At 56.7% G+C, this 26217-nt stretch carries 29 protein-coding genes, 4 tRNA genes and 1 riboswitch; of the genes, 16 read left to right on the top strand and 17 right to left on the bottom strand.

The genetic code is table 11. The features are described 5' to 3' along the window. The first annotated feature begins 390 nt into the window (after positions 1–390). The 10 genes from LOY36_RS06725 to LOY36_RS06680 all read left to right on the top strand — a co-directional run bounded on the left by LOY36_RS06725 (position 391) and on the right by LOY36_RS06680 (position 6916). Positions 391–747, top strand: a complete 357-nt coding sequence (locus tag LOY36_RS06725) for a hypothetical protein (protein ID WP_258672703.1) — start codon at positions 391–393, stop codon at positions 745–747. Positions 748–1193: 446 nt separating this feature from the next. Further along, positions 1194–1364, top strand: a complete 171-nt coding sequence (locus tag LOY36_RS06720; RefSeq protein ID WP_258672702.1) for a hypothetical protein — start codon at positions 1194–1196, stop codon at positions 1362–1364. A gap of 161 nt (positions 1365–1525) precedes the next feature. Next, positions 1526–2890: a PIN-like domain-containing protein gene (locus LOY36_RS06715; protein WP_258672701.1), complete on the top strand. Its 1365-nt coding sequence runs from the start codon at positions 1526–1528 to the stop codon at positions 2888–2890. 661 nt (positions 2891–3551) lie between these two features. After that, positions 3552–3968 (top strand): DUF5681 domain-containing protein, encoded by a 417-nt coding sequence (locus LOY36_RS06710; protein ID WP_258672700.1) that lies wholly within the window; start codon positions 3552–3554, stop codon positions 3966–3968. After that, the gene (locus LOY36_RS06705) at positions 3965–4396 is read left to right on the top strand and encodes a hypothetical protein (RefSeq protein ID WP_258672698.1); all 432 of its coding nucleotides are present in this window, start codon (positions 3965–3967) and stop codon (positions 4394–4396) included. The genes LOY36_RS06710 and LOY36_RS06705 overlap by 4 nt, the downstream gene beginning before the upstream one ends. Next, complete coding sequence (locus LOY36_RS06700; protein WP_258672697.1) at positions 4383–4604, top strand: hypothetical protein; 222 nt, start codon at positions 4383–4385, stop codon at positions 4602–4604. The genes LOY36_RS06705 and LOY36_RS06700 overlap by 14 nt, the downstream gene beginning before the upstream one ends. Further along, positions 4601–5434, top strand: a complete 834-nt coding sequence (locus LOY36_RS06695; protein ID WP_258672696.1) for a hypothetical protein — start codon at positions 4601–4603, stop codon at positions 5432–5434. The genes LOY36_RS06700 and LOY36_RS06695 overlap by 4 nt, the downstream gene beginning before the upstream one ends. A gap of 52 nt (positions 5435–5486) precedes the next feature. Further along, the gene (locus tag LOY36_RS06690) at positions 5487–5849 is read left to right on the top strand and encodes a hypothetical protein (protein ID WP_258672695.1); all 363 of its coding nucleotides are present in this window, start codon (positions 5487–5489) and stop codon (positions 5847–5849) included. Between the two features lie 3 nt (positions 5850–5852). Further along, positions 5853–6437 carry a tail assembly protein gene (locus LOY36_RS06685; protein ID WP_258672694.1) on the top strand — a complete coding sequence of 195 codons (585 nt, stop codon included), beginning with the start codon at positions 5853–5855 and terminating at the stop codon, positions 6435–6437. A gap of 44 nt (positions 6438–6481) precedes the next feature. Further along, entirely contained in the window at positions 6482–6916 is a 435-nt protein-coding gene (locus LOY36_RS06680) for a DUF2846 domain-containing protein (RefSeq protein ID WP_258672693.1), read from the top strand. 10 nt (positions 6917–6926) lie between these two features. On the opposite strand, the gene LOY36_RS06675 is transcribed toward LOY36_RS06680, so the two are convergent. Next, positions 6927–7655: a competence protein CoiA gene (locus LOY36_RS06675; RefSeq protein WP_258672691.1), complete on the bottom strand. Its 729-nt coding sequence runs from the start codon at positions 7653–7655 to the stop codon at positions 6927–6929. Between the two features lie 187 nt (positions 7656–7842). Between LOY36_RS06675 and LOY36_RS06670 the strand changes: the two genes are divergently transcribed. Beyond that, positions 7843–8466 carry a recombinase family protein gene (locus LOY36_RS06670; protein ID WP_258672690.1) on the top strand — a complete coding sequence of 208 codons (624 nt, stop codon included), beginning with the start codon at positions 7843–7845 and terminating at the stop codon, positions 8464–8466. Here the strand turns inward: LOY36_RS06670 and LOY36_RS06665 are convergent. Together LOY36_RS06665 and LOY36_RS06660 are read right to left on the bottom strand one after the other, a co-directional pair. After that, complete coding sequence (locus tag LOY36_RS06665) at positions 8438–9184, bottom strand: hypothetical protein (RefSeq protein WP_258672689.1); 747 nt, start codon at positions 9182–9184, stop codon at positions 8438–8440. The genes LOY36_RS06670 and LOY36_RS06665 overlap by 29 nt on opposite strands. 160 nt (positions 9185–9344) lie before the next feature. Next, a tRNA-Arg gene (locus tag LOY36_RS06660) sits at positions 9345–9421 on the bottom strand. 291 nt (positions 9422–9712) lie between these two features. Here LOY36_RS06660 and LOY36_RS06655 point away from each other — a divergent pair. Together LOY36_RS06655 and LOY36_RS06650 are read left to right on the top strand one after the other, a co-directional pair. Next, positions 9713–9946 carry a hypothetical protein gene (locus LOY36_RS06655; protein ID WP_007934920.1) on the top strand — a complete coding sequence of 78 codons (234 nt, stop codon included), beginning with the start codon at positions 9713–9715 and terminating at the stop codon, positions 9944–9946. Between the two features lie 22 nt (positions 9947–9968). Further along, positions 9969–10148, top strand: a complete 180-nt coding sequence (locus LOY36_RS06650) for a PA3371 family protein (protein WP_018926378.1) — start codon at positions 9969–9971, stop codon at positions 10146–10148. Here LOY36_RS06650 and phnN read toward each other — a convergent pair. Continuing rightward, complete coding sequence (gene phnN, locus LOY36_RS06645) at positions 10123–10695, bottom strand: phosphonate metabolism protein/1,5-bisphosphokinase (PRPP-forming) PhnN (RefSeq protein ID WP_258672688.1); 573 nt, start codon at positions 10693–10695, stop codon at positions 10123–10125. The two genes, LOY36_RS06650 and phnN, sit on opposite strands and share 26 nt — an antisense overlap. 385 nt (positions 10696–11080) lie before the next feature. Between phnN and LOY36_RS06640 the strand changes: the two genes are divergently transcribed. Beyond that, positions 11081–11407 carry an Arc family DNA-binding protein gene (locus LOY36_RS06640; protein ID WP_003178899.1) on the top strand — a complete coding sequence of 109 codons (327 nt, stop codon included), beginning with the start codon at positions 11081–11083 and terminating at the stop codon, positions 11405–11407. 104 nt (positions 11408–11511) lie between these two features. On the opposite strand, the gene mgtE is transcribed toward LOY36_RS06640, so the two are convergent. Then, entirely contained in the window at positions 11512–12954 is a 1443-nt protein-coding gene (mgtE, locus tag LOY36_RS06635) for a magnesium transporter (RefSeq protein WP_018926381.1), read from the bottom strand. Between the two features lie 321 nt (positions 12955–13275). Here mgtE and LOY36_RS06630 point away from each other — a divergent pair, with 321 nt between their 5' ends. Continuing rightward, positions 13276–13794, top strand: a complete 519-nt coding sequence (locus LOY36_RS06630) for a cell envelope protein SmpA (RefSeq protein WP_258672686.1) — start codon at positions 13276–13278, stop codon at positions 13792–13794. Between the two features lie 19 nt (positions 13795–13813). On the opposite strand, the gene LOY36_RS06625 is transcribed toward LOY36_RS06630, so the two are convergent. The 7 genes from LOY36_RS06625 to ltaE form a co-directional block, all read right to left on the bottom strand. Then, positions 13814–13890: transfer RNA gene (locus tag LOY36_RS06625), tRNA-Arg, on the bottom strand. Positions 13891–13961: 71 nt separating this feature from the next. Continuing rightward, positions 13962–14038: transfer RNA gene (locus LOY36_RS06620), tRNA-Arg, on the bottom strand. 107 nt (positions 14039–14145) lie between these two features. After that, positions 14146–14236, bottom strand: a tRNA-Ser gene (locus tag LOY36_RS06615). A 62-nt stretch (positions 14237–14298) separates the two neighbouring features. Beyond that, positions 14299–14487: a carbon storage regulator CsrA gene (gene csrA / locus LOY36_RS06610; RefSeq protein WP_002554426.1), complete on the bottom strand. Its 189-nt coding sequence runs from the start codon at positions 14485–14487 to the stop codon at positions 14299–14301. Positions 14488–14675: 188 nt separating this feature from the next. After that, positions 14676–15917, bottom strand: coding sequence for an aspartate kinase (locus LOY36_RS06605; protein ID WP_007934911.1), 1242 nt, complete (start codon positions 15915–15917; stop codon positions 14676–14678). Between the two features lie 90 nt (positions 15918–16007). Beyond that, complete coding sequence (gene alaS / locus LOY36_RS06600) at positions 16008–18629, bottom strand: alanine--tRNA ligase (RefSeq protein WP_019582890.1); 2622 nt, start codon at positions 18627–18629, stop codon at positions 16008–16010. A gap of 146 nt (positions 18630–18775) precedes the next feature. Further along, a complete protein-coding gene (gene ltaE / locus LOY36_RS06595; protein ID WP_258672684.1) occupies positions 18776–19780 on the bottom strand; it encodes a low-specificity L-threonine aldolase in 1005 nt (334 codons plus the stop codon). A gap of 199 nt (positions 19781–19979) precedes the next feature. Beyond that, positions 19980–20150, top strand: a riboswitch (FMN riboswitch). 100 nt (positions 20151–20250) lie between these two features. On the opposite strand from ltaE, the gene LOY36_RS06590 reads away from it, so the two are divergent. After that, the gene (locus LOY36_RS06590) at positions 20251–20760 is read left to right on the top strand and encodes a 6,7-dimethyl-8-ribityllumazine synthase (protein WP_258672682.1); all 510 of its coding nucleotides are present in this window, start codon (positions 20251–20253) and stop codon (positions 20758–20760) included. Between the two features lie 177 nt (positions 20761–20937). On the opposite strand, the gene astE is transcribed toward LOY36_RS06590, so the two are convergent. From astE to astA, 5 genes are read right to left on the bottom strand one after another with little or no spacing between them, the layout of a single operon-like run. After that, positions 20938–21948, bottom strand: coding sequence for a succinylglutamate desuccinylase (astE, locus tag LOY36_RS06585; RefSeq protein ID WP_019651769.1), 1011 nt, complete (start codon positions 21946–21948; stop codon positions 20938–20940). 12 nt (positions 21949–21960) lie between these two features. Next, positions 21961–22251 (bottom strand): hypothetical protein, encoded by a 291-nt coding sequence (locus LOY36_RS06580; RefSeq protein WP_018926388.1) that lies wholly within the window; start codon positions 22249–22251, stop codon positions 21961–21963. Between the two features lie 25 nt (positions 22252–22276). Continuing rightward, complete coding sequence (gene astB, locus LOY36_RS06575; protein ID WP_064616458.1) at positions 22277–23623, bottom strand: N-succinylarginine dihydrolase; 1347 nt, start codon at positions 23621–23623, stop codon at positions 22277–22279. Between the two features lie 51 nt (positions 23624–23674). Next, positions 23675–25144: a succinylglutamate-semialdehyde dehydrogenase gene (gene astD / locus LOY36_RS06570; RefSeq protein ID WP_258674147.1), complete on the bottom strand. Its 1470-nt coding sequence runs from the start codon at positions 25142–25144 to the stop codon at positions 23675–23677. Then, the gene (gene astA / locus LOY36_RS06565) at positions 25141–26166 is read right to left on the bottom strand and encodes an arginine N-succinyltransferase (protein WP_019651765.1); all 1026 of its coding nucleotides are present in this window, start codon (positions 26164–26166) and stop codon (positions 25141–25143) included. Before astA ends, astD begins: the two co-directional genes overlap by 4 nt. Positions 26167–26217: the final 51 nt, after the last annotated feature.

The following is a 26217-nucleotide window of genomic DNA, read 5'->3' as shown; positions in this document are numbered from 1 at the left end:
CTTCAAATCCGAAAGCCTGATAGTCCAAAACTGGACCATCGTCGGTGTACTCAGATCTGAGCACACCTGGTGCACGGACGGGATGCGAGCAAAACTCCGTGCATCTGGCTAATGCACTCAGGTTTGAGGAGATCTCCGCGGTATCCCTTAATCAAGCAGATGGCACATCTACCAGAGGAAAACCCTGCAAAATCCAATTTCCGCAGTGGAATATCTCAAAGCTAGACGATTTGCTCTCAGTGAGACGGGCACGCGCGATCGGCTAAGTTCTCAACCGATTGGCCGGCACCTGCAGGTTGGAACAGGTTTGAATTCGAAGCCTTGGCGTTCGCAGCAAAGCGGGTAGGAGCTGCTACTCTCCCAGCTTCGCCAATCGCTAGGAGCAAGTAAATGGCACGCCCAACATTCAACTGGGACGCATACGCCGCGAAAGCAAAGTTTGATGAGTTGCGCGATCTCACGGTCGTTGATGGTCGACTTCCAACGATGTACAACCCTGATCGAACAGAGGTCTACCTCTCTTCGCAGGATATCTCCGTCAACGTGGATGATCTCGAGGAGATTCAGGCACTCCTGGAGGAGGTAAAGCGAAGCTTTTTCACCACGCTCAATCATCAAGAACACAGCTATAAAAAGCTCCATGAGCTCGAAACGGATTACGAGTTGCTTGCAAATCTATTAAGCAACCTTGAAAGCCCGCCAGAACACTACGGCATCCGCCTCCCCAACCAGCCACGAGATAAGTAATCGCTAGCTGCGACACGTTTTCAAAATTCGCAAAACGTGTCGCGCGCTCCACTTCTTAGCGGATCTTCCTTGCGTAGCCTTTCCTAACTACACGCGAGATGTAGCTATTTAGCCCTCTACCGGCTCTCGCCAATCGATGCATTTCCGAGATAGGTCCAGATCCTGCACTTTGATTTGTGTACAGGTATTGCGACCGGTCATTGAACTCAACCGTGATAGATCCGTTCCCTATCTCAAATGCGGCCACATTTGAGTCACCTCCCAGATTCCCATAGCGTTCCATCGTCGTTCCTTTGAGCAAGAAGTTCATCGGCAGGCCAACCATTTGTCCTGCACTCATGACGCTAGCCCAGGATCTCTGCATACCCAAATAATGGACTGAATAACGTCGACGCTTTCGTCGCAAACCATCCCTGCCACTCTTCGAGTTCACATGGAGGGATGCAATGAACAACACACTGATCGCCGGCTTACTCAATGCACAGACTCAAAACCAGATCGCTCTGGGTGCCGCAGTGGAGGAGCTCTCCAATTGGGTAGAGCAGCGCGGTTCCGCCGACGTAGCTGAAAACGTGCGCGGGGCGCTTTCGACGCTGATTAGAACCTTGACTTCATAAGGCAGGGAATTGCAGAGCTGACCGTTTCAGGCTGAACCGTCGACCCAGAACGGGCACACCAGAGTTCGCAGAGGTTTTCGACAAGCGCGCGAAAAGCCGGCAAGATGATGCCATATCAATAGCTACCCACTTGCCTTGTGGGTCACGTGCCTGGAGGGCATATGAAGGGACTCTTTCCGCAATACGATCATTCAAGTACCGTGAATTTTGAAGAAACGTGGAAAAATGCATTATTTGTGTTCGACACAAATGTTTTATTAAATCTATATCGATATCAAGAAAGCACTCGAGAAGAACTTCTAAATGTTATTGAAAAACTGGCAGACCGAGTATGGCTACCGCACCATGTAGCGCTGGAGTTTCAAAAAAATCGACTCACTGTAATCGCGGGTCAAGGCAGGCGCTTTACGGACATTCGGAAAGTAATTGAAAATGCGAAAGCAAATCTCTCAAAAGACATTCACAGTCTACAACTAAAACAGAGGCACGCTCTCATCAATCCAGAGCCATTGATCAGTGGTTTCGAAAAACTGACAGAAAGCTTCCTGAGAGAGCTCGAAGAACTACAGAAATCCCAACAAACTCTGACAGCCCGCGACCCCCTAAAAGAACGCATTGAGGAGTTATTCAATAAGAAAGTCGGCCCCGCCTATCTAGATCAAGAGGAAATCAACAAAAAAAACAAAGAAGCAGAAGAAAGATATAAAAATAAGTTTCCACCGGGCTACAAAGATGACGGCAAAGACAAAGATTCACCAGATGAATTTCTTCACAACGGGCTAATTTATAAAAGGAAATATGGAGACTATTTCGTATGGACTCAACTATTAGCAATGGCAGCTACATACCCGAACAAGAAAGTAATCTTCATCACAGATGACTCTAAAGAGGACTGGTGGACTCATGTGGAGCTAGATGGTACAAAAACCACTGGCCCACGAGTAGAACTCGTAGACGAAGCGCTCAGAATTGGAAAGCTAGAAACCTTTCTGATGTATAAGCCAGAAGGCTTTTTAAAGTATTCAAAAAAATTCCTTGCTGCCAGTGTATCGGAAGAGACACTGAGTGAAGTTCATGACGTTTCACAGGCCAATAGAAAACAAAGTTTAGGCGAGGCACTTCTAGCGTACAAAGCTATCACAAGCGCAATTCTTAATTTCGCTCTCACCAAGCATAATACTGCCTTTATTATCGACGACGGGTATGCTGACATTCTGGGCGTTGACGATAATTCGCTCCATGCCTATGACATAAAAATATTCCGTGCACCAAGAATCGACGCTTACGAACAAGCTTTAAATCGAGCAAAAAAAAACCTCCTCACACGCGACCTCAAATCATTCACACTGATATTTATTGTGGAAACTAAAGAAGCAGCCGAGAAGACATTAGAAATCCTCCGAACAATCAATATGCCTAATGCGCCAGACAACCTATTTATCTGTCTAGGGCAAACTATAAATATTGGCTCATCTGACACGTTCATCCCAATACGAGAGCTTCGATATAATGAGCTAAAAATCTAGCCACCCACCTGACAGCAGGCTAGAACAGGCGCATTCAATTGTGATCCTGGCTCACATTTGAGCCATCCGGACCGAAGTGGGACTTTCTCACTTTGCCTCGGTCAGCTCCGCGACACGTTTTCATAATTCACCAAACGTGTCGCGACACCTGCCCTACCGAAATGGGAGGCCAGGTTGTCGTCCAGAAATCGGAAATCAAGCCCACGTGCCCTAACCGACCTTTTACGATCGTTTCGTAACCTCCTACTTTGCCTACATCCTCAAATTGAAGAAGTGCTGAGCTGAAAACTCAGCCCTGTATCACTTTGCCTATTTTCGACTTACTGCAACAAAATACCCCTCCTCGACCCGCTGAAAACCAACTATTTCAGTCCCGTTTAATCCGGTTATGTGTAGCACCTTAGGTGCACTCAAAAAACACTGGATATAAGACCATATCATGCCTAATGTGGGTTTGAAGCCAATTCAAATCCACTCGAGGCCATCCCATGAACACAGCCAAGACCGCTCGAGGTCGACAACACAAACCGACTCGCTCAGAGGTAGCCGCTGCCTGGGGTCGCCTGCGCGACGCTGCCAGCGAAGGAAGCATCCAGGCATCCGCCCTCCTCATCGCGCTTGCGGAAAACAAACCGGTCATTGCCATGGAATCGCCCGCCGCATGACTGAGCGCGACAAGAGCGGGAAATGGAAGCCTGGGCAATCAGGCAACCCAGGCGGACGCTCTGGGCAAACACAGGAGCTTCGCGCTCGACTTGCCGAGGGTGCGGACACCGTTACAAAGAAGGTGCTCGCAGCTGCCAAGAAGGGCGATATGCAGGCCTGTCGATTGATCCTTGAGCGCCTTGTCCCGCCAATTAAACCGACCTCCGAGCCGGTGCAATTCGAACTCGACGACACGGACCTACCGAGTGCAGCCAAATCAATCATGCGTGCCGTCGCCGGCGGACAACTCGCGCCCGACCAGGGCAAGTCGCTCATCGAAGGCTTGGGCGCCGTCGCCCGGGTGATCGAGGTCGCCGAGCTTCAGAAGGCCGTCGAAGAACTCCGCACGCAAATGGAGGGAATGCAGCAATGAGCATCAAGTCATTGAAAGCAGAACTGCAAAGGATCGCCCAGAAGATCGGCGCCGCAGATGAAACGGTAGTGCTGATCGTGCTTGCGGTGATCCGAGCGAATACCAGAGAGATCCAAGCGGAAGAAGACTTTCCGAAAACCGCTGGGCACCAAGTCGACTATCGAATTCAGGGACAAAACGTATCGTTTTTCTTTCCCTTCGCAGAAATGGATAGCGACCAGGGTGAGCAAATGGCGAAGGCCATCATTCTCCATACCCGGCAGACAGAACGGGCCGGCCGGACACCTCAAGTCGGCGTACTCAATATGCGCGTCGCGCCCGAGGAAGGGGCTTGGATCGTTACGTGGCCTCCTGAAGGGGTCACGGTTGAGCAGCACGCTGCAGAGCAATACCAGCGGATCGTGGAGGCGCGCAATGAACATCCGTAACCAAATCGCCCGCCTAAAGCAGACCGCCGGCAACTCCCAATTTAGCAACGACGTTCGGCAGATCAGTGAGCTGATGGACGAGTTGAGCGCCGAAGCTGGCGGCAGTAGCACCGCTACTGGGGAGACGTCTCTCCTCGAAATTCTCAACGTCTCTACGTCCTCCGACCGCCCTACTCCAATCCCAAACAATCCGAAGGTAACGCAATGAAAATCGGCAAACGCTCAGTTCTCAAGGTCGGCCTGGCCAACCTCCATTACTCCGAATACAAGCACTCTCGTATTGAGGCTCACACCTTCTCTATCCAGCGTCCGGACGGAACCAAAGGTGTATGGCAAGCCGGCGGCTTGATGAAGTCCGCTCGTCAACTTCAAACACTCGCGCTGGAGACATTCAAAGACTTCGGTGAAGAGATCGTCTCGATCCGGGAAAACAAAGATTTCAACTCGTCCGCGATCGAGCGTTTGAGCAAAGAGAGAATCGCAGGTGTGACAGACACCCTCCTTCCCGCAATGCAGTCGGTCGCGAAGGATATGCTCACGCTGGCCGAGACCGTCACGCAAGGCTTCTCGCCTGTCGCACCGCGCGCCAGTAACGACATCGCGGGCTTTCTCGCAGACCAAGAGTTGAGAGCTCTTGTACGAGGCCTCAGCTCGGATGAGCGCCGCAACCTCATGTCCGAAGCTCGCCAAGGTGGTCACCCCGATATCGTCGAAGCAGTGTTGAGAGCAAACCCGATGCTCTCTGGCCTCAACTCTGAATCAGCAGCGAGTCTTTCCCGAGCGGGCATCGCCGCCTCCCGCGCAGATGACATTGAGGCTCTTCGTCAAATGCTGGCCGTCTATGACGATGTGCTTGCTACCACTTCGCAGGTCGGCGTATCGCTCAGTGGAATGGTTGCGAACTCAACTGGCTATGCAGGTCGATTCGAAAAATGGCGATCCGGCTGTGAAGGTTCGGAAGCTCTGCGCGCCTGGCTGGACAAGATCCCGGCCCGAGGAAAACCAAAAGCAGCAGCGGAAGAATCCGAAGCCGCGTGAGCGGTTCGGCTTGCGGCCGTCACAGTGCGGCCGCCAACTGGGAGCTAATACCTTGACCACCTACCAAGAGCGCTTCGCTGAGGCGTGCAAGACAAACTGCTTTGCGTCGTACCCACTCAAACAAGGTCCTGACTCCGGTTACGTAGTGTGGGATGTCCAGCACGTCCGCGACGGCCAGAAGGTGACCATTGACGGGCCGTTCTTCACCGAGGACGAAGCCCGGGTGTCAGCCGATCTTCTGCGCGGCACCTTCCGCGGTGCCAGGGCCTACCAGGGGATCTATGACCGGATTTGGAACTACGACCCACGCCACGAACAGGTGACCGTCGACCAGGCGCATATGTCGCGCTCGCTGCTCGCCATCCGACTGGGTGTTTCGGTACCCAACAACAGCGCCCAGGGCGCCAAGGAGTAGACCATGGCTATGGCCACCAACTACGGCGCCAAAACCCGAATCCTGCTGGGCGGCTCGGCCGGCAAGCTGTTTGGGCGCGAACACATTTACGAGCTTTCCACCGGCGACACGCGGGAGGCTGTGAAAGCGATCGACGTCAATCACCCTGGGTTTGCGAAGTACTTGGCTGACGCAAAAATGAAGGGACTGGAGTTCGCGGTGTTCCGCAACCGAAAGAACATCGGCGAACAGGAGCTGAAGATGGGCGGAGCAAAGGAGATCCGCATCGTGCCGGTGATCGCCGGCAGCAAGCGCGCCGGTCTGCTGCAAACAATCCTCGGTGTCGCCCTAATCGTCATGAGCCCCTTTACGAATGGTGCAACGTTGGCGCCGGGTATCGCCCTGGCAGCGGGCGGCGTGATCCAGATGCTCAGCCCACAGGCAACCGGCCTGAAGCAGAGCACCTCCCCCGAAAACGCCCCGTCGTATGCCTTCGGTAGCGCCAAGAACACCACGGCCAGCGGCAACCCGGTGCCGATCTGCATCGGCCATCGCCGGTGGGGTGGAATGATCATTTCGGCGTCGATCTACGCCGAAGACAAGATCTAATCCACCTAGTGTAAAGTCAGCGCTCCAAACATCGAGGACGCATCATGCACAGGATTTTGCCAGCTACTGCAGCCATTGCGCTGATTGCTGGGTGCTCAAGCACCCCCATGGATTCTGGATCCGCCAAGCGAGTACCAGCCGATCGCGTCTACGCCTATCAGACTCAGGTGCCAGGCAGTGCGACGCTTGTTGTCAGTCGTGACAATGGATTCTGGGCGTCTGGTGGATGCTTCGCTACCCTGCTCATTGATGGGAAGAGAGCGGCCCGCCTGGATACTGGAGAGGTGGCAAAATTCCACATCAAGCCAGGTCGACATATCGTCGGCATCAGCGGTGATGAGGACGGAAGCGGCCTGTGCGCGATGCAGATCGGCCAGCCGGTAAAAGAGACTGCAACCGAAGTTGTCGCCGGTGAAGTGCAGAAGTACCGGATATCTGGCACTCAGAACGGCACGGATATACGCCCAAGCTCGATTTAATCAGAAGCGATCAACCCTCGCCGTCGGCCGTAGATATCGTGAGTGCAGACGGATCCTCTCCAGCTACAGCCTTAAGAAACTCACGCACAGTCAGGCGCGCCAAAGCAAATTCTCCTTTGGCTTGGCCGGCGACCAAAGAACGGCAGGCAGCCATCGTCGCAAGATAGAAAACGGAGCGGCCATGATTTAGAAAAACATGCGCTCGAGATAGCTTCCATTTATCCAGCATCGTCCCTCGCATGAACCACTCCATCCGATAAAAGTCGCGCCCTCCGATCTCTACTCGGTTGGTCTCACTGAAGTTGAGGCACGACGCAAAGTTGAATGAAAGCGCCGAAGTCCTTCCCATGTTCAAAAGCCAGAACATTCTATTTTCCTTGGAATAGAACGCCTCTCTGGCTGATCGCTCCTCTTCTGAGATAGGAGAGTGTTGCAGCTCCAAGACAACCCCTGCCCCTTCGGGTCGCGGACATAGAACATCAGCCCTATGGATTTCCTTGGTCTCTGGGTCTCGCATGAACACTTCACAGAAGCGAGGGCTGAAGAAGCCTTTCCAACCCAGATGCCATTCTCCCTCAGGCTCGCTCCACGGATCGCAGTCACCATTGTCATGACGCCAATGCGCAGCCTTGAATTGCGGAATTACGGCCCTAAGCGTGCCGCCGCACCCGACGCAGATGGTTTGCTCTCCTTTTGCCTGCGGAGGCCTCTTTTCACCTTCGATCATCGCTGAAATCATTCCGCACTCCATGATGGCAAGTAGCGACCATGCTATGCCTCCTCTGATGCCACCTCAATGTGCTCTTTTCCGGTATGCCTATCCAGATACAGGCAGATTTTGCCTTTTTCAGCCTTTCCGCTTGATAAGTAACACCCAAAGTGCAACAGTATTAGTTGAACACCCTAACTGATACAGGCACCCCATCATGTTCATCCGCGCATACCTCAGAGCATCAACAGAAGAGCAAGACGCCGGCCGCGCCAGGGCTTCGCTTGAGCAGTTCGCCACCGACCACAACAAGGTAATTGCGAGCGAGTACCTGGAGAACGCCAGCGGCGCCACGGCGGACCGGCCTGAGCTGTTGCGCCTGCTCAAGGATGCGCGCAAGGGTGACGTGCTGCTGGTTGAGTCGATAGACCGCCTCTCACGCCTTCCTGTAGAGGATTGGCAAAAGCTCAAGGCTGCTATCGACTCCAAGGGGTTGCGCATCGTCGCGCTTGATCTGCCAACTAGCCACCAGGGGATGCAGGACACAAAGGGGGACGAATTCACCGGCCGGATGCTGGGAGCAATCAACTCGACGCTCGTGGAAATGATGGCGGCCATTGCGCGCAAGGACTACGAACAGCGTCGCGAGCGTCAAGCGCAAGGTATTGAGAAGGCTAAAGCTGCTGGCAAGTACCAAGGCCGACCAGTCGATGAGGATCTGCATAAGCGGGTGCGTGAGCTGCTGTCCGCCGGCCTGGGCATACGCGCTATCTCCAGGCACGCCGACTGCTCAACCACTACGGTGTTGCGGATCAAGAATTTGTCTGATCTGGCTTCCTAAGGTCCGACTGCGGAAGCCAGTCACCTTCGTAGTCTCTAATCTTTTGAGCGCAACGGTTTCGGACTGGCGGTGATTTGATTAGGGAGAGTTCAATCTCTGCGTGCCCAACTAGCTCTGCAGCTTCGGAGAGAAAATCTGAATATCTTTCGGATGCGGCCCAGCGAAGATAGGTTTCCGCTCGATCTGCGCGCCTTTGATCGCTGTCAGCTGTAATCAAAGAAATACTGCTCTTAAACCGGTATCGCCCCAGCTCGGTATAGCCCTGGCCGAACAAATACGATGCGAACCCCCGGCTATGTATCCCTCTGATGTAGTTGCTAGGTGATTTCTCAAAGCTGTTTTCCCAGTAGTGACAGGCCAACTCGTGATCACCTACCGTTCCCAATGCCTGCGCTACAAGGGAAAGCTCCGAATGCGAAACGTGGTCGGGAATTTGCTCTATCAAATACCTTGCCTGACCTACAAGGAATAACCTTTGGTCATTGTAGAAGCCAAACATCGCACGCTGATCAGGAGTCAACCGCTCTTTAGCGGTTTCGATCCGGTACTTTCTCGATTCAGCTGCTACGGCGTTTAGGCGGGCTAGAACGTCCGTGAGCTGTGACCTGATAGTGCGATTATTTTCCCCACTCTTCATCAGAAGCGTTATCAATGAAAGCACCAGACCTGCTACGCCTGCCGTTGCAGCGGCGATGACCGCGTAATCCCTAAGCTCCATAGACAGGTCCTTACTGGGCACATAGCCCTACCCAAGACATAAACGTAAAAAAAGCCCCGCCAGGCACTTGGAGGGGCTTTCATTTTTGCTTGCTGCTGCCACCCTGCTGTCACAGTCGTTTCTAGCGTAAGGTCATTTAGGCTGCAAGCACTGAATTATATGGTGTCCCAGGGCAGGTTCGAACTGCCAACCTTCCCCTTAGGAGGGGGATGCTCTATCCAATTGAGCTACTGAGACACAAGTCGCGTGCAAGAAATGCGCGGCGATGGACGGCGTGCATGTTAACGGGCAGGCCCGCTTTTGTCATGTCGTCCGTAGGGCTTTTTAAGTGTAGGCAGACGCCCCGCGGTAGCGTGGCTTTGTTTACCGTGCAAATTGCATCACCGCAAAATGCCATCATTGCAAAATGCAATGCCGGCCTTTGGTGAAAATATCTTAAATCGTTGTTTTTAAAGAATTTAATAGCCGTTAAACTTTTGGCATGCGGGCTGCTTCGACTGTTCTCAAAGAACAAAGGAGATCAGCCCCATGAACAGCGCTCTTTTAGTCGCGAATGCAGTCGCCCTGGCGGTTCTGTTGGGTTTTCAGTTCTTCCCCGAAAACGACGCTGCGATGGTTGCCCAACGCACGCCCCATTACCTGCAGCTGCAAAAAGCGCCTCAATGGGCAGTCACGAGCGATCAACGCAGTTTTGTCAGCCAAGAGGTGAGCCAGGAGAGTCTTCAACCGCGCACGCAGTCTTTTGAACGCTTGGTATTTTGAACCACCTCATCAGGAGCACAGCATGTCCAAATCAGCCGCAGGGTTTCTCATCCTCGCTCTACTGAGTGGCATCCTTCATCTGTCATTAGTCCAGGACACGATCGTCACCCTGCCCCTGATTGCCTGCGGCGTGTTCAGTGCGCTGTTCGTGCTGGCGCTGATCGCCGGGCGCAAGATCAAGTTCGATCCGGTTCTGCGTTGACGCTCAGCAACTCCAGAAGACTGGCAACGGTGACCGTAAGGTCGCCGGAGTTATCGAGTCGACGGATCTGCGTATCACCGATTGTATCGTCAGCCGTGAACAGCGCATTGCGGCGCAGTCTCGCTTCAATTTCTGCCGGGCTTTCACGCCCCCGCCGTAGCAGGCGCTCTCGCAGAACTTCATCCTTGACCGTCAACAGCACCGGTAACAGCGTGGGATAGCGCTGTTGCGCTTCTGTCAGGTGGCCGCGCGAAGCATTGATCAGCACATCGCGTCCTTCCTTGAGCCACTGGTCTATCCGCACAGGAATACCGTAATCGAGCCCATTGGCCTGCCACGAAAGCGCGAAATCCCCATTGTTTCTGCGTCGCTCGAACTCTTCGCGGGACACCTCAATGGCGTCTTCGCCGACGGACTCAGCCGAGCGCGTAATAACCCGCCGCACGACTTCACAATTGCGTACCCGCAACGGCCCGCGAGCGGCTTCAATGAGGCTGTCCTTGCCGGATCCCGAAGGCCCCATTAAATAAATCAGCCTGCCATCCATCCTGAAATCACCCCATACCGTCCGTCTGCCCTAGTAAATCGGCCATTTGCCACTATCCTGTTAAGGTAAGGAACAAGGATCGAATCCGCATAGCATGCACCTTCAGGCGTCTTCGGGCATCACCTGTCGGGCAAGAGGACGCGGTCAGCGATACGGACTCATGGAATGTTTTCAAACCAGTCCGCATTTCTGATAATAGGTGCTGGCATTAAGCCTTTACCCGGATCAATATTTGTCACAGAATTGACGCCAATGATCTGGCTAATTTGAGGCATGATGCGCGCCTCTATCAATTCAGGTTGAACATTTGGTCGGAGTGCTTGTCCTATCTGACATCCTGCGGCCTATCCCGAGAACCGCTCCCCTGAACTAACCGGTTAAATATATGCGCCCATTGAAACAGGCAATTTATTCCAGCCGTACGGCTGACAAGTTCGTCGTACGTCTGCCAGACGGAATGCGTGAACGCATTGCCGAGGTGGCTCGCAATCATCATCGCAGCATGAATTCTGAAATCATCGCGCGCCTTGAGCAGAGTCTTATTCAGGAAGGCGCGTTGGGCGAAGAATTGAGCATGCGCCTGGACAGCCCCGAGCTGTCATTGCACGAACGCGAACTGCTGCAACGCTTCCGCCAACTCTCCCACCGCCAGCAAAACGCTCTGGTTTCGCTGATCGCCCATGACGCCGAAATGGCTGCAGACGCTTCCTGATTCATCCCGAAAGCTCAAGCCAGCGTAATTGCTGGCTTTTTTTTTGCCTGAAATTCGGCCCCAAAAAAACCCGCCGATTGGGCGGGTTCTTTTGAGGCAGAACGTCAGAGCAGGAAAATCGTCGCCAGCCCAAGGAAGATGAAAAAGCCACCACTGTCGGTCATGGCAGTGATCATCACACTCGCGCCCATTGCCGGGTCGCGCCCAAGCCGCGCCAGGGTCATCGGAATCAACACACCCATCAATGCCGCAAGCAACAGGTTAAGCGTCATGGCGGCGGTCATCACCACGCCCAGGGACCAACTGCCATAAAGCAGGTAGGACACCACACCAATCACCCCACCCCAGACCACGCCATTGATCAAGGCGACCGCCAACTCCTTGCGCATCAACCTCGACGTATTGCCGGTACTGACCTGGTCCAGCGCCATTGCCCGAACGATCATGGTGATCGTCTGATTACCCGAGTTGCCGCCGATACCCGCCACGATCGGCATCAATGCCGCGAGCGCTACCAGCTTCTCGATAGAGCCCTCGAACAGGCCGATCACCCGTGATGCAACGAACGCGGTGATCAGGTTTATCGCCAGCCAGGCCCAACGGTTGCGCAGGGACTTCCAGACTGACGCAAAAATATCTTCTTCTTCGCGCAGACCCGCCATGTTGAGAACTTCGTTTTCGCTCTCTTCACGAATCAGGTCGACCATTTCATCGATGGTCAGACGACCGATCAGCTTGCCGTTCTTGTCGACCACCGGGGCCGAGATCAAGTCGTAACGCTCGAACGCCTGAGCGGCCTCGTAGGCGTCTTCGTCCGGATGAAAACTCACCGGATCGCTGGCCATCACTTCCGAGACCTGTTTATCCGGGTCGTTGACCAAAAGGCGCTTGATCGGCAACACGCCCTTGAGCACGCCGTCGTAATCAACCACGAACAGTTTGTCGGTATGGCTTGGCAACTCTTTGAGACGACGCAGGTAACGCAACACCACTTCAAGACTGACATCCTCACGGATGGTCACCATCTCGAAGTCCATCAGCGCACCGACCTGCTCCTCGTCATAGGACAACGCGGAGCGGACGCGCTCACGCTGTTGAGCATCGAGGGTTTCCATCAGCTCGTGGACGACGTCTCGCGGCAGCTCGGAGGCCAGGTCAGCAAGTTCGTCGGCATCCATGTCCTTGGCCGCCGCCAGGAGCTCGTGATCGTCCATGTCGGCGATCAGGGTTTCACGAACCGAATCGGATACTTCGAGAAGAATGTCGCCGTCGCGGTCGGCCTTGACCAATTGCCAGACGGTCAGACGATCGTCCAGTGGCAAGGCTTCAAGGATGTAGGCAACGTCGGCGGAGTGCAGATCATCGAGTTTGCGTTGCAACTCGACGAGGTTTTGCCGGTGAACCAGGTTCTCGACCCGATCGTGATGCGGACCTTCCTGGCGATGAGTCAGGTCTTCGACCACCCGCTGGCGCTGCAGCAGCTCAACGACTTGAGCAAGGCGGTCCTGCAAGCTTTCCTGCGTTTTCTTTACTTCAACTTCAGACATAGGCGAACTCCACTCCCAGCAGCGGGGCACGCCGGAAGGATCAATCAGTCAATTCATGATTGTAAAAACGGGGTACTGAGTAACTACTGGGTAAGTCCATGGAGGTATTCCACAAGCCCCGGCGGGGCTGACAGGCGCAATGATAACACCGCCTGACGGTTTTAAACGTGAAAAAATCGCGGCTGAAACAAGCGCTTGCGAGACAAACCTGAGCACTGTCCTGATCCATGGAACTGCGACGACTCATCCTGAAAAGAAAACACACCGCCGTCGAAAAATGTAACGGCTACCCTTGATAAGGACCGTCAAGGAGGACGTCGAATGCCATGGAATGCTGATTATTTTTTGCTTGCCGCCCTGCTCTGCCTGCCGCCCTGGGCGTTTGCTACGACCATCCACCGGTGTGAAGCCCCTGACGGACGCATCACCTTCACGACCTTGAGCTGTACGACCGGAGAAAGCCTTTCACTTCAGGAAGTGCGCACGTTTTTGCCCGGCAGCACCACAGCCCTGATGCCAGAAGCCAAGGCTCGCGAAACATCAAGTATGAAAAACCCAAGGAGAGAGCCGACGGTCGTTGGTCAGTCCGAGGACAAATGTGGAAATCAGCTCAGCGCGAAGGAACGCCGCATCGCGATCATCAATCAGAGAGTGGTTGCCGGCATGAGTCAGCAGGACGTCGAAAGCGCTCTCGGCAAGCCAGACAAAATCAGCACTCGCAATTCAGCCACGAGCTACCGCTACGACAACAAGCGAGGGCGCAGTGCTCACATCGAGTTCGATGAGAAAGGATGTACCAAAGGAAAAGCCAAATCGCAGACGGCAAAAAGCCCGCGTTAAACGCGGGCTTTTTGGTGTTTGGTGCACTCGACAGGATTCGAACCTGTGACCGCTCGGTTCGTAGCCGAGTACTCTATCCAGCTGAGCTACGAGTGCATTTGTGTTTTTATACCAGATCACAACTGGTTGAAGCCAAGTTACTCACATTGCTGCAAACAACTCTTAAATGGTGCACTCGACAGGATTCGAACCTGTGACCGCTCGGTTCGTAGCCGAGTACTCTATCCAGCTGAGCTACGAGTGCATTTGTTGCCGCGCATTATAGGCCGTTAAATCTTTTTGTAAAGCACTTTTTCTAGTAATTTCAACAACTTACCGAAGAAGCCAGATTACAACGTACTAAACAAATAATGGCGGAGAACGGGGGATTCGAACCCCCGACACCCTTTTGAGGTGTACTCCCTTAGCAGGGGAGCGCCTTCGGCCACTCGGCCAGCTCTCCGCAACACGGGGCGTATATTAACCAGCTTTATCCCCGTTTGCAAACATAAAAAACGATAAAAATTAATGGCTTGGTTCTTCGTCCTTCTCTTTCTTGATACGCAGGTAAATTTCCTCACGGTGCACAGCCACCTCTTTCGGGGCGTTGACACCAATACGCACTTGATTTCCTTTAACGCCGAGCACGGTCACGGTGATTTCGCCATCACCAATAATCAGGCTTTCTGCGCACCGACGAGTCAGAATCAGCATACCTTTCTCCTCACGCATTTCATTTCAGGGACAACAGTCTGCAAAAAAAAGGCATTCGACCTACAACCGAAAAGGTCGCAGCCCTACATGCCTGAGTATTGACTAGCGCGAGCAAAAGAACAGTTTTGGTACGCACCATTCAAAAAAACGAAGGGCGCGGTCAGACCGCGCCCTTCGGGGGGAACGCATTACTCGCCCTGTCGGGCCGGCGCGTCCAGTTCGAAAGCTGTGTGCAGGGCGCGCACAGCCAGTTCCAGGTACTTCTCTTCGATCACCACGGACACCTTGATTTCCGAAGTCGAGATCATCTGGATGTTGATGCTTTCTTTCGCCAGCGATTCGAACATGCGGCTGGCCACGCCTGCGTGGGAGCGCATGCCGACGCCAACGATCGATACCTTGGCAATCTTGGTGTCGCCAACGACTTCACGGGCACCGATCTCGCGAGCGGTGTTTTCCAGCACCGATTGCGCCGCCTGGTAGTCGTTGCGGTGCACGGTGAAGGTGAAGTCGGTGGTGTTATCGTGCGCAACGTTCTGCACGATCATGTCGACTTCGATGTTCGCGGCACTGATCGGGCCGAGAATCTTGAACGCCACGCCCGGGGTGTCTGGCACGCCACGGATGGTCAGCTTGGCTTCATCGCGGTTGAAAGCGATGCCGGAAATGATCGGCTGTTCCATGGTTTCCTCTTCATCAATAGTAATGAGGGTGCCCGGACCCTCCTTGAAGCTGTGCAGTACGCGCAGCGGAACGTTGTACTTGCCGGCGAACTCGACCGCACGGATCTGCAACACCTTGGAACCGAGGCTGGCCATTTCCAGCATCTCTTCGAAGGTGATCTTGTCCAGACGCTGAGCCACGGACACCACACGCGGGTCGGTGGTGTAGACGCCGTCGACGTCGGTGTAGATCTGGCATTCGTCAGCCTTCAGGGCTGCCGCCAGTGCCACGCCAGTGGTGTCGGAACCGCCACGACCGAGCGTGGTGATATTGCCGTGCTCGTCGACGCCCTGGAAACCGGCGACAACCACCACACGACCGGCCTTCAGGTCACCGCGAATCTTCTGGTCATCAATCTGCAAAATACGCGCTTTATTGTGCGCGCTATCCGTCAGAATCCGTACCTGGTTGCCGGTGTACGACACCGCTGGCACGCCGCGCTTGATCAGCGCCATGGCCAACAGTGCAATCGTCACCTGCTCACCGGTGGAAACGATCACATCCAGTTCGCGCGGAACCGGTTGGCCGTCGCCACTGATTTGCTTGGCCAGATCGATCAGACGGTTGGTTTCGCCGCTCATTGCAGACAGCACAACCACCAGGTCATCGCCCGCATCGCGGAATTTCTTAACCTTGTCGGCGACCTGCTCGATTCTCTCGACAGTGCCGACTGAGGTGCCTCCAAATTTCTGTACGATCAAAGCCATTTCAAAGCCGCCTCTGCCCATGAAGGGCGCCCAATAATCACTCAAACAGCGTTCTGGCCCGCCACTAGACCGCGGGCCAGGCACACTGCCTTATAAACCCTGCTCTACAAATGGAACAGTCAGGGCCAATGCAGTATCCAGTGCGCCAGCGTCAGTACCACCGCCCTGCGCCATGTCTGGACGACCGCCGCCCTTCCCGCCCACTGCCGCAGCAGCCTGCTTCATCAAATCACCGGCTTTGAGTTGGCCAGTCAGGTCTTTGGTCACGCCTGCAACCAGAACGACCTTTTCCTCATGGACACTGCCGAGCAGGATCACTGCGCGGCCGAGTTTGTTTTTCAGTTGATCGACCAGCGCCAGCAGCGCCTTGCCGTCCTGACCGTCCAGACGCACGGCCAGCACTTTCACGCCTTTGACGTCCAGGGCAGAGGCCGACAGATCGTCGCCCGCCGCGCTGGCCGCCTTGGCCTGCAACTGCTCGAGTTGCTTCTCCAGCAGACGGTTGCGCTCCAGCACAGCCGACAGCTTGTCGATCAGGTTATCGCGGCTGCCCTTGACCAGGTTGGCCGCTTCCTTGAGTTGTTCTTCAGCTGCGTTCAAGTAAGCCAGCGCTGCTGCGCCGGTCACTGCCTCAATACGACGCACACCAGAGGCAACACCGCCTTCGCTGATGATTTTCAGCAAACCGATGTCGCCGGTACGGGTGGCGTGAATACCGCCGCACAGCTCGACGGAGAAATCGCCCATGCTCAGCACGCGTACGCTGTCGCCGTACTTCTCGCCGAACAGCGCCATGGCGCCTTTCTGCTTGGCGGTTTCGATGTCGGTTTCTTCGGTTTCAACCTCGGAGTTCTTGCGAATCTCGGCGTTGACGATGTCTTCCAGCGCCTTCAACTGCTCAGGCTTGATTGCTTCGAAGTGGCTGAAGTCAAAGCGTAGGCGCTGACTGTCGACCAACGAACCTTTCTGCTGAACGTGCTCGCCCAGTACCTGGCGCAATGCGGCGTGCAGCAGGTGAGTCGCCGAGTGGTTCAGCGACGTCGCATGGCGCACTTCGGCATCGACATGAGTCTCCACCGGAGCACCTACGATCAGGCTGCCCGAATCCAGCACACCGTGGTGCAGGAACGCACCGCCGGTCTTGGTGGTGTCGCGCACGTCGAAACGCGCAGCGCCAGCCTGGAGGAAGCCGCAATCACCAATCTGACCACCGGATTCGGCATAGAACGGCGTTTGATCGAGAACGACCACGCCCTCTTCGCCTTCGCTCAGTACGTCAACCGATTGCCCTTCTTTATAGAGAGCAACGATTTTGGCGGAACCGCTGTGAGCGGTGTAACCGGTGAACTCGGTGGCCACATCAACCTTGACCAGGCTGTTGTAGTCCATGCCGAAGGAGCTGGCGGAGCGGGCACGCACGCGCTGGGCTTCCATTTCGCGCTCGAAGCCTGCTTCGTCGATGGTCAGGCTGCGCTCACGGGCGATGTCGCCGGTCAGGTCCATCGGGAAACCGTAGGTGTCGTAAAGCTTGAACACCACGTCGCCCGGCACCACATCGCCTTTGAGTTCAGCCAGATCCTGCTCGAGGATTTTCAGGCCCTGCTCCAGGGTCTTGGCGAATTGCTCTTCTTCGGCCTTCAGCACGCGCTCGATGTGCGCCTGCTGGGATTTCAGTTCTGGGAACGCTTCGCCCATCTCGGCGACCAGGGCCGCAACGATCTGGTAGAAGAAGCTGCCCTTGGCGCCCAGTTTGTTGCCGTGACGGCAAGCGCGACGAATGATCCGGCGCAACACATAACCGCGGCCTTCGTTGGACGGCAGCACGCCATCGGCAATCAGGAAGCCGCAGGAACGGATGTGGTCAGCCACGACTTTCAGGGAAGCCTGATTGTCGTTGGTGCAACCGATGGCCTTGGCCGATGCGCTCAGCAGGCTCTGGAACAGGTCGATTTCATAGTTCGAGTGAACGTGCTGCAGCACGGCACTGATCCGCTCAAGACCCATGCCGGTATCCACCGACGGGGCTGGCAACGGGTGCAACACGCCATCGGCGGTGCGGTTGAACTGCATGAACACGTTGTTCCAGATTTCGATGTAACGGTCGCCGTCTTCTTCCGGCGAGCCCGGTGGGCCACCCCAGATGTCGGCGCCGTGATCGTAGAAAATCTCGGTGCAAGGACCGCACGGGCCGGTATCGCCCATGGTCCAGAAGTTGTCGGAAGCGTACGGCGCGCCCTTGTTGTCGCCGATGCGAACCATGCGCTCGGCCGGTACACCGACTTCTTTGGTCCAGATGTCGTAGGCCTCGTCATCGCTGGCGTAGACGGTCACCCAGAGCTTTTCTTTCGGCAGGTTCAGCCATTTGTCGGAGGTCAGGAACGTCCAGGCAAAGGTAATGGCGTCACGCTTGAAATAATCACCGAAGCTGAAGTTACCCAGCATTTCGAAGAAGGTGTGGTGACGGGCGGTATAACCGACGTTTTCCAGGTCGTTGTGCTTGCCGCCGGCACGCACGCATTTCTGGCTGCTGACGGCGCGGGTGTACGCGCGCTTTTCCTGGCCCAGGAAGCAGTCCTTGAACTGGTTCATCCCCGCGTTAGTGAACAGCAGGGTTGGGTCGTTGCCCGGAATCAAAGAGCTGGAGGCTACACGGGTGTGGCCTTGCTCTTCGAAGAAGCGAAGGAAGGCTTCACGGATTTCTGCGCTTTTCATTAGGTTCTTCCACGGAGGCTGCGGCCAAAGGCCTGTGCGAAACGTCAACAGACGAAGCGACGGCAAAGGGCCGCATTATATCGGCCCTGCGCGCGGGGTACAGCGTGTTTATACGATAGAAACGGTCAATTGGACCGCTAACGCGATCAGATGCGGGAAAACTCGACGAATGTAGCGACGACCTGCTCGATTTGCGCACGGCTGACGTCCATGTGCGTGACCATTCGCAGACGAGCGGCAGCGCTGAGCTTGACCCCGCGTGTCGCGGCGAAGGCCTTGATCGCTTCGGCCTTGTCGCCCATTTTTACGTAAACCATATTGGTCTGCACCGGCTCGACCTCATAACCCGCCGCGCGCAGGCCTTCGGCCAGCAACTGTGCATTGGCATGGTCGTCAGCCAGGCGCTGAACATTATTATCCAGCGCATACAGCCCCGCCGCCGCGAGAATCCCGGCCTGGCGCATGCCGCCGCCGACCATCTTGCGCAAACGCCGAGCCTTGGCGATCAACTCGACCGAGCCGCACAACACCGAACCAATCGGCGCGCCCAGGCCTTTGGACAGACAAACCGAAACAGAATCGAAATGCTGAGTGATCTCCCGGGCATCGACACCCAGCTTGACCGCCGCGTTGTAGAGCCGCGCGCCATCCAGATGCAGCGCCAGGCCATGCTCACGAGTGAAGCGGCGAGCCTGGGCCAGATATTCCAGCGGCAGCACCTTGCCCTGCATGGTGTTTTCCAGTGCCAGCAAACGGGTGCGGGCGAAGTGGAAGTCGTCTGGTTTGATCGCGGCGGCGACTTGCGCCAGGTCCAGCGAACCATCGGCTTGCACTTCCAGCGGCTGCGGCTGGATTGAACCGAGCACCGCCGCGCCACCCCCTTCGTACTTATAGGTGTGGGCCTGCTGACCGACAATGTACTCGTCACCGCGCTCGCAGTGGGCCATCAAGCCCAGCAGGTTGCTCATGGTGCCCGTCGGAACAAACAGCGCCGCGGCAAAACCCAGTCGTGTTGCCAGCTCGGCCTCCAGACGATTGACCGTCGGATCTTCGCCATAAACGTCGTCACCGGTGGCCGCATTGGCCATCGCGTCGAGCATCCCTGCGGTCGGTTGAGTGACGGTGTCGCTGCGAAGATCGATAACGCTCATGAATCTGGCCTCGGTTAACAGGGGAAAAATCCGTTTCGGAAAGGAATTACTGCGGTCATGCCGACATTTAATCAAGCCTTGGACGAGGAAAAGGCGCTTTATGCCTTCGGAAAACCCGATAGCAATCATCAGAAAGCAGCCATGCACGCCCCGTAAATATGTGTTAAAAACGCTTCGCCGCCAAACAATCTGGCGGCAAAAACGTTCTCAGGGCGGGGTGTAACTCCCCACCGGCGGTAATTGCGCGCAATGCGCATAGCCCGCGAGCGCTTGGCGACAGGCACGGCAATAGCTGTGATGGCGACAAGGTCAGCAGACCCGGTGTGATCCCGGGGCCGACGGTCATAGTCCGGATGAAGAGAGAACGGGATTGACATCAGAGGGCCGTCCGCAGCTCGTGCGAGCGTGCGTACCCTTAAATCCCATTCGATTCATAACGCCCTGTTTTTCACACAAACAGGAGTCAGAACATGCAACCCACCGCAATCGATAGCAAAAGCAAAAACCATCAGGGCGAGCGCGTCGCGTTCATCCAGGCCTGCTGGCACAAGGAAATCGTCGATCAAAGCCATAAAGGCTTCGTCGCTGAAATGATTGCCCAGGGTTATCAGGAGTCGGACATCGATTTCTTCGAAGTCGGCGGCGCCTTTGAGATTCCGCTGCACGCCAAGTTGCTGGCCAAGTCCGGTCGTTATGCCGGCATCGTCGCCGCGGGCCTGGTGGTCGATGGCGGTATCTATCGCCACGAATTCGTCGCCCAGTCGGTGATCAGCGGCCTGATGCAGGTTCAGCTGGAAACCGAAGTGCCAGTGTTCTCGGTGGTTTTGACCCCGCACCACTTCCATGCCGGCGAAGAACATCAGAAGTTCTTCTTCGAGCATTTCGTGCATAAAGGTCAGGAAGCGGCGAAGACGTGTGCAGATACGCTGCACAAGACTCGCGCATTGCGCCGCAGCGAGCCTCGCGCGGTAGCTGTCTAAACACCGATAAAACCTGTGGGGGCGAGCTTGTGTGGCGAGGGGGCTTGCCCCCGTTGGGTCGCGAAGCGGCCCCCGGCTTGGGTTCAGACCTATCTGGATTTACGACTGCTTCGCAGCCGAACGGGGGCAAGCCCCCTCGCCACAGAGGCCCGCTCCCACATTTGACGGGTGTTGTGCCTAGACCAGGTTTTCGTCGGTGGTCGGTACGATCAGGATGCCGGCGCGCAGGCCGTTCTTGACCCTGGGGTTCGGGAAGATGATCCGGGCGCCCTGCTCTTCGACGATCCAGCGGGTATTGGCAATATCCTCGGCCAGCACATAACCCACTTTCAATTCCGAAAAGTTTTCGATGTCCGCCGGCAGGTTCAGGCGGAAGTTATCGCTGTGCTTGATGACTTCCCGCGACACGCTGAACAACTGCAAACCATCCAGCCCGTCGTCGGTCATTGGCGGCTCGGTGCCTTCGATAATCTGCTTCAGGCGGGTTTCCAGCAGGCTGACGTTGACCCCTTCGTTCTGCCCGAACGGCCGGGCCTTGCCCAGCTCCAGGGTGAAGGACTCGGCATCGAGCTTGTCGTAGGTGTAGGAACTGAAGACGATGGACGGTTTGTTCTGCAACAGCACCGCCTCCATGCCGGCGGCGCGCAGGCGAGCCAGTTCCAGGCGTGAATGCTGACGACCTTCTTTCCAGGGATACAAAGCGAACTGCTCGATTTTCGAGCCACGGATCGCCGTGTGCAGGTCGTAGTGCAGACGGTTACGGTCCGGCAGGCTGAAGAACGTCGCCGCCAGCCGCTCCAGCTCACAGGCGCGCAAGGCCTCGGAACCGCTGCTTTGTTCGTGACGGCCGTTGAACAGCCGATTGACGTCCTGCTCGATGAAACGCTCACCGCGGCGGATGGCCTCGGGATTGCCGAACAGAAACAGAATACGGGCACGCGGTTTCAAGTCACCGCGGGCAATGTCGTGCAACAGGCGATCGAGCAACTCGATCGGCGCTGTTTCATTGCCATGGATACCGGCCGAAAGCAGCAGATCCAGGCCATTGTCGCGAGCTTCAGGTGGCCGGACTTCCAGCGCACCTTCGCTCAACCAGCGCATCCGTACGCCTTCGACAGTCAGTTGAGTCTTCTCCGCCGGTTCGCGGCCGGCGAGGGTCAGTTCAAGCAGTTTGCCGAGGGCGAGCATAGAGCGGTTTCCTTAGTGGTCGTGATTGCAATCCGGGCCGTGCACGTGGTCCTCATCATCGCCGAGGTCGGCCGGTTCCATCTCCAGTTGCAGACTTACCAGATTAGTCGCCAATGGGCGCAGCAGCAGGTTGGCGTATTCAGCGTCACCCTCTTCGACGTCCACGCCGATCAGCAGCTGGCCACGGCCGTCCTGCTGGATCCACAGCTCTTTGCCTTGCCACATGACCGCGACGCGGGTGCAGGAAGTTTCCAGTTGCGTGCCGTCGGTGTCTTCAAGGATCAGCTGCAGGGTATCGCTCATGTATTTACGCTCTCGTCTGGAGATGTCAATTGATCTGGAATGGATAAACCGCGCCCAGTTTAAGGATTTGCGTCAGTTCATCCAGTGCCGTCCGGCACTCAAGCAACAATTGCGGGTCCGCCAGATCGTTTTCGGTCATGCGGTCGCGGTAGTGCTTTTCGACCCACTCGGTCAATGTGCCGTACAACGGAGCCGTCATGATAACCCCTTGGTTGACGGCCGCCAGTTCGGTTTCGTTGAGGGCGACGCGCAACCGCAGGCAAGCCGGGCCACCGCCGTTCTGCATGCTCTGCTTGAGATCGAAGACTTTCACTTCGCGGATCAGGCCGCCAGAGCTGGTCAGGCCTTGCAGGTACTGCCAGACACGTTCGTTGCCATGGCATTCTTCCGGCACGATCAACAACATGGAGCCGTCAGGACGCGACAGCAGTTGGCTATTGAACAGGTAGGAACGAACGGCGTCTTCCACGGTGACCGCGGAGCGCGGTACGCAGATCGACTGAAATTTCCCACCGACTTTTGCCAGTTTGCCTTGCAGCTCAGCGAGCATCTGGTCGGTGTCGAGGAAGGCGTCCTCGTGATAGAACAGCACCTCGCCGTTGCCCACGGCGATCACGTCGTTATGGAACACGCCCTGATCGATCACCGAAGGGTTCTGCTGGGCGTAGACCACGCCGTCATCGCTCAAGCCGTGCAGGCGAGCGACGGCCTGGGAGGCTTCGAGGGTCTGGCGCGCCGGGTACTTCTGCGGGGACGGATAACGGGTGTCGAACGCGCTACGACCGAACACGAAAAACTCGACGCCGGCTTCACCGTAGTCACGGCAGAAACGGGTGTGGTTGGCCGCGCCTTCGTCACCAAACTGCGCCACGGCCGGCAACGCGGCGTGATGAGCAAAGTGTTTCTGGTCAGCGAACATCGCGCCCAGCACGCGACTGGTGGTCGGGTGCTCGATGCTGCGGTGGTATTTGCAGTTCAGGTTAGCGGCGGTGAAATGCACACGACCGTCGGCGGTGTCGGCACTCGGGCTGACCGTGGCGGCGTTGGCCACCCACATGCTCGACGCCGAGCAACTGGCAACCAGCAGCGGCATCGCGTCTTTGGCGGCTTGCTCGATCACTTGCGCGTCGGTGCCACTGAAACCCAAGCGACGCAGGGCGGCCACGTCAGGGCGTTCCTGTGGTGCGAGCACGCCTTGCTGAAAGCCCATATCCATCAGCGCTTTCATTTTCGCCAGACCTTGCAGCGCCGCTTCCTTCGGGTTCGAGGATTGCTGGCTGTTGCTCTGGGAGGCGACGTTGCCGTAGGACAGGCCACCGTAGTTATGGGTCGGCCCCACTAGACCGTCAAAATTGACTTCAAAGGATTTCATCAGCGAGGCTCCACAAGAATCTGTTGTTATAGGCTGCTACTAGGGTCTGTCTTACGACATGCGCACGCCGGGCGTAAGGGCCGCTGGCAAGGTCAGGCTCGGGGTTTCCAGCGAGGCCACCGGGTACGCGCAGTAATCCGCCGCGTAGTAGGCGCTGGCGCGGTGGTTGCCCGAGGCGCCGACGCCGCCGAATGGCGCGCTGCTCGCCGCACCGGTCAGCTGCTTGTTCCAGTTGACGATACCGGCGCGGCTTTCCAGCCAGAACTGCTGATAACGCGCTTCGGAATCCGACAGCAGGCCAGCCGCCAGGCCATAAGCGGTGTCGTTGGCTTCAGCGATCGCCGCTTCAAAATCAGCGTAGCGGATCACTTGCAGCAGCGGGCCGAACAGCTCTTCGTCTGGGCGATCGGCAACCGCTGTCACGTCCAGAATGCCCGGGGTCAGCAACGCAGCCTGAGCCTGGGGCTGAGTCATTTCCAGCAGCGCCACGGCGCCGTTGGCCAGCAAATGCTCTTGCGCTTCCATCAGGGCTTTCGCAGCACCGAGGGAAATCACCGAGCCCATGAACGGTGCTGGTTGCTGATCGAACGCACCGACGTCAATGGTCGAGCTGACCGCCACCAGACGCGCCAGCAGCGTATCGCCCCAGGCGCCTTGCGGCACCAGCAAGCGACGGGCGCAGGTGCAACGCTGGCCGGCAGAAATGAACGCAGACTGAATGATGGTGTAAACGGCCGCATCGAGATCAGCGACCTGATCCACCACCAACGGGTTGTTACCGCCCATTTCCAGCGCGAGGATTTTGTCTGGACGACCGGAAAACTGCTTGTGCAGATGATTGCCGGTACGGCTGGAACCGGTGAAGAACAGACCGTCGATGCCCGGGTTCGCCGCCAGGGCGATACCGGTTTCGCGAGCACCTTGCAGCAGGTTCAGCACGCCCGCCGGCAGACCGGCTTCGATCCAGCACTTGACCGTCAGTTCGGCGACTTTCGGTGTCAGTTCGCTGGGCTTGAACAGCACACTGTTACCGGCCAGCAGCGCCGGCACGATGTGACCGTTCGGCAAGTGACCGGGGAAGTTGTAAGGACCGAACACCGCCACCACGCCGTGCGGCTTGTGACGCAATACGGCGGTGGCGTCGCCCAACGGGCCGCTCTTCTCGCCGGTCCGTTCACGGTAGCTCTGTACCGAGATGGCAATCTTGTTGACCATGCTGGTGACTTCAGTCGCCGCTTCCCACAGGGGTTTGCCGGTTTCTTCACCGATGGTGCGAGCCAGTTCGTCGGCGTGATTCTTCAGCGCGGCGGCAAAGGCTTCCAGCACGCTGATGCGCTCTTCCAGGGTTCGGCGGGCCCAGCCCGGGAACGCCTGACGCGCGGTTTGCACGGCCGACTCGACCTGAGCGGCAGTGGCGCCTTCGCCGGCCCACAGCACTTGCTGGGTCACCGGGTTCACCGATTGAAAGCTTTCACCCTGGCCAGCCAGCCATTCACCGGCGATGTATAGCGAATTCATTATTTCGACTCCCGAGCTGCAGACAACGGAACGGCGCGTACTTGATCGCCAGCGTTGAGTTGAAGACGTTTGGCGGTCAGCGGATCAACCACCAGCGTGCCAGCGGCGAAGCGTGCTGGCGCGGCAGTGATCCGGCAGTCTTCGCGCTTGCGGTTATGGATCAGGAACGGCGTGGCGTCATCACCCGGGGTGCCGATGGCCAGCACCAGCGCCTGGCTGTCGCGCACCGCGCGGATCTTGGCGGTTTCGCACTCCACCGCAGGGCCTGCGTCGAAGATGTCGACGTAGCCTTGGTAACTGAAACCTTCACTCTTGAGCATCGCCAGGGCCGGCTCGGTGTCCGGATGAACCTGGCCAATCACGTTGCGCGCGTCTGGCGACAGGAAGCAGGTGTACAGCGGGAATTTCGGCATCAGTTCGGCGATGAACGCCTTGTTGCCCACGCCAGTGAGGTAATCGGCCTGGCTGAATTCCATCTTGAAGAAATGCCGGCCCAGGCTTTCCCAGAACGGCGAACGCCCGGCTTCGTCGGACATGCCGCGCATTTCAGCGATGATCTTGTTGCCGAACAGTTGCGGGAACTCGGCGATGAACAGCAGCCGCGCCTTGGCCAGCATGCGACCGTTGAGGCCACTGCGGTAATCGGCGTGCAGGAACAGCGAGCACAGTTCAGAGTTGCCGGTCAGGTCGTTGGCCAGGAACAGCGTCGGAATTTCGCGGTAGATGTTCAGCTCTTGCGAGGCGCTGACCGTCAGGCCCACCCGGAAGTTGTACCAGGGCTCACGCAGGCCGACGGCGCCGGCAATCGCGGAAATACCCACCACGCGGCCATTGTCGTCTTCGAGTACGAACAGGTAGTCCGCATCGCCCCGCCCGGCGTCGCCGCGGAAGGTTTTTTCGGCCCAGCCAACCCGATGGGCCAGCCGCTCTTCGTTGGCCGGCAAAGTGGTCAGGCCGGTGCCGGTGCTGCGGGCCAGGTCGATCAGAGCGGGTAAATCGCTGCTGCGTACGGGACGAACGATCATGCTATCTCCTCAAACGGGCCGCTTGCGCCACCCGCGAAATTTCGCTGCTTT

Source organism: Pseudomonas sp. B21-019, from assembly GCF_024749225.1.
Classification (GTDB): domain Bacteria; phylum Pseudomonadota; class Gammaproteobacteria; order Pseudomonadales; family Pseudomonadaceae; genus Aquipseudomonas.
Note: the sequence above shows the minus strand (reverse complement) of the source record. Positions and strands in the feature narration are given on the sequence as shown.

What these genes read in the sequence shown, in the direction of transcription:
- LOY36_RS06725 (WP_258672703.1), top strand. Translation starts at nt 391, where the DNA reads ATGGCACGCCCAACATTCAACTGGGACGCATACGCCGCGAAAGCAAAG.
- LOY36_RS06720 (WP_258672702.1), top strand. Translation starts at nt 1,194, where the DNA reads ATGAACAACACACTGATCGCCGGCTTACTCAATGCACAGACTCAAAAC.
- LOY36_RS06715 (WP_258672701.1), top strand. Translation starts at nt 1,526, where the DNA reads ATGAAGGGACTCTTTCCGCAATACGATCATTCAAGTACCGTGAATTTT.
- LOY36_RS06710 (WP_258672700.1), top strand. Translation starts at nt 3,552, where the DNA reads ATGACTGAGCGCGACAAGAGCGGGAAATGGAAGCCTGGGCAATCAGGC.
- LOY36_RS06705 (WP_258672698.1), top strand. Translation starts at nt 3,965, where the DNA reads ATGAGCATCAAGTCATTGAAAGCAGAACTGCAAAGGATCGCCCAGAAG.
- LOY36_RS06700 (WP_258672697.1), top strand. Translation starts at nt 4,383, where the DNA reads ATGAACATCCGTAACCAAATCGCCCGCCTAAAGCAGACCGCCGGCAAC.
- LOY36_RS06695 (WP_258672696.1), top strand. Translation starts at nt 4,601, where the DNA reads ATGAAAATCGGCAAACGCTCAGTTCTCAAGGTCGGCCTGGCCAACCTC.
- LOY36_RS06685 (WP_258672694.1), top strand. Translation starts at nt 5,853, where the DNA reads ATGGCTATGGCCACCAACTACGGCGCCAAAACCCGAATCCTGCTGGGC.
- LOY36_RS06680 (WP_258672693.1), top strand. Translation starts at nt 6,482, where the DNA reads ATGCACAGGATTTTGCCAGCTACTGCAGCCATTGCGCTGATTGCTGGG.
- LOY36_RS06675 (WP_258672691.1), bottom strand. Translation starts at nt 7,655, where the DNA reads ATGATTTCAGCGATGATCGAAGGTGAAAAGAGGCCTCCGCAGGCAAAA.
- LOY36_RS06670 (WP_258672690.1), top strand. Translation starts at nt 7,843, where the DNA reads ATGTTCATCCGCGCATACCTCAGAGCATCAACAGAAGAGCAAGACGCC.
- LOY36_RS06665 (WP_258672689.1), bottom strand. Translation starts at nt 9,184, where the DNA reads ATGGAGCTTAGGGATTACGCGGTCATCGCCGCTGCAACGGCAGGCGTA.
- LOY36_RS06655 (WP_007934920.1), top strand. Translation starts at nt 9,713, where the DNA reads ATGAACAGCGCTCTTTTAGTCGCGAATGCAGTCGCCCTGGCGGTTCTG.
- LOY36_RS06650 (WP_018926378.1), top strand. Translation starts at nt 9,969, where the DNA reads ATGTCCAAATCAGCCGCAGGGTTTCTCATCCTCGCTCTACTGAGTGGC.
- phnN (WP_258672688.1), bottom strand. Translation starts at nt 10,695, where the DNA reads ATGGATGGCAGGCTGATTTATTTAATGGGGCCTTCGGGATCCGGCAAG.
- LOY36_RS06640 (WP_003178899.1), top strand. Translation starts at nt 11,081, where the DNA reads ATGCGCCCATTGAAACAGGCAATTTATTCCAGCCGTACGGCTGACAAG.
- mgtE (WP_018926381.1), bottom strand. Translation starts at nt 12,954, where the DNA reads ATGTCTGAAGTTGAAGTAAAGAAAACGCAGGAAAGCTTGCAGGACCGC.
- LOY36_RS06630 (WP_258672686.1), top strand. Translation starts at nt 13,276, where the DNA reads ATGCCATGGAATGCTGATTATTTTTTGCTTGCCGCCCTGCTCTGCCTG.
- csrA (WP_002554426.1), bottom strand. Translation starts at nt 14,487, where the DNA reads ATGCTGATTCTGACTCGTCGGTGCGCAGAAAGCCTGATTATTGGTGAT.
- LOY36_RS06605 (WP_007934911.1), bottom strand. Translation starts at nt 15,917, where the DNA reads ATGGCTTTGATCGTACAGAAATTTGGAGGCACCTCAGTCGGCACTGTC.
- alaS (WP_019582890.1), bottom strand. Translation starts at nt 18,629, where the DNA reads ATGAAAAGCGCAGAAATCCGTGAAGCCTTCCTTCGCTTCTTCGAAGAG.
- ltaE (WP_258672684.1), bottom strand. Translation starts at nt 19,780, where the DNA reads ATGAGCGTTATCGATCTTCGCAGCGACACCGTCACTCAACCGACCGCA.
- LOY36_RS06590 (WP_258672682.1), top strand. Translation starts at nt 20,251, where the DNA reads ATGCAACCCACCGCAATCGATAGCAAAAGCAAAAACCATCAGGGCGAG.
- astE (WP_019651769.1), bottom strand. Translation starts at nt 21,948, where the DNA reads ATGCTCGCCCTCGGCAAACTGCTTGAACTGACCCTCGCCGGCCGCGAA.
- LOY36_RS06580 (WP_018926388.1), bottom strand. Translation starts at nt 22,251, where the DNA reads ATGAGCGATACCCTGCAGCTGATCCTTGAAGACACCGACGGCACGCAA.
- astB (WP_064616458.1), bottom strand. Translation starts at nt 23,623, where the DNA reads ATGAAATCCTTTGAAGTCAATTTTGACGGTCTAGTGGGGCCGACCCAT.
- astA (WP_019651765.1), bottom strand. Translation starts at nt 26,166, where the DNA reads ATGATCGTTCGTCCCGTACGCAGCAGCGATTTACCCGCTCTGATCGAC.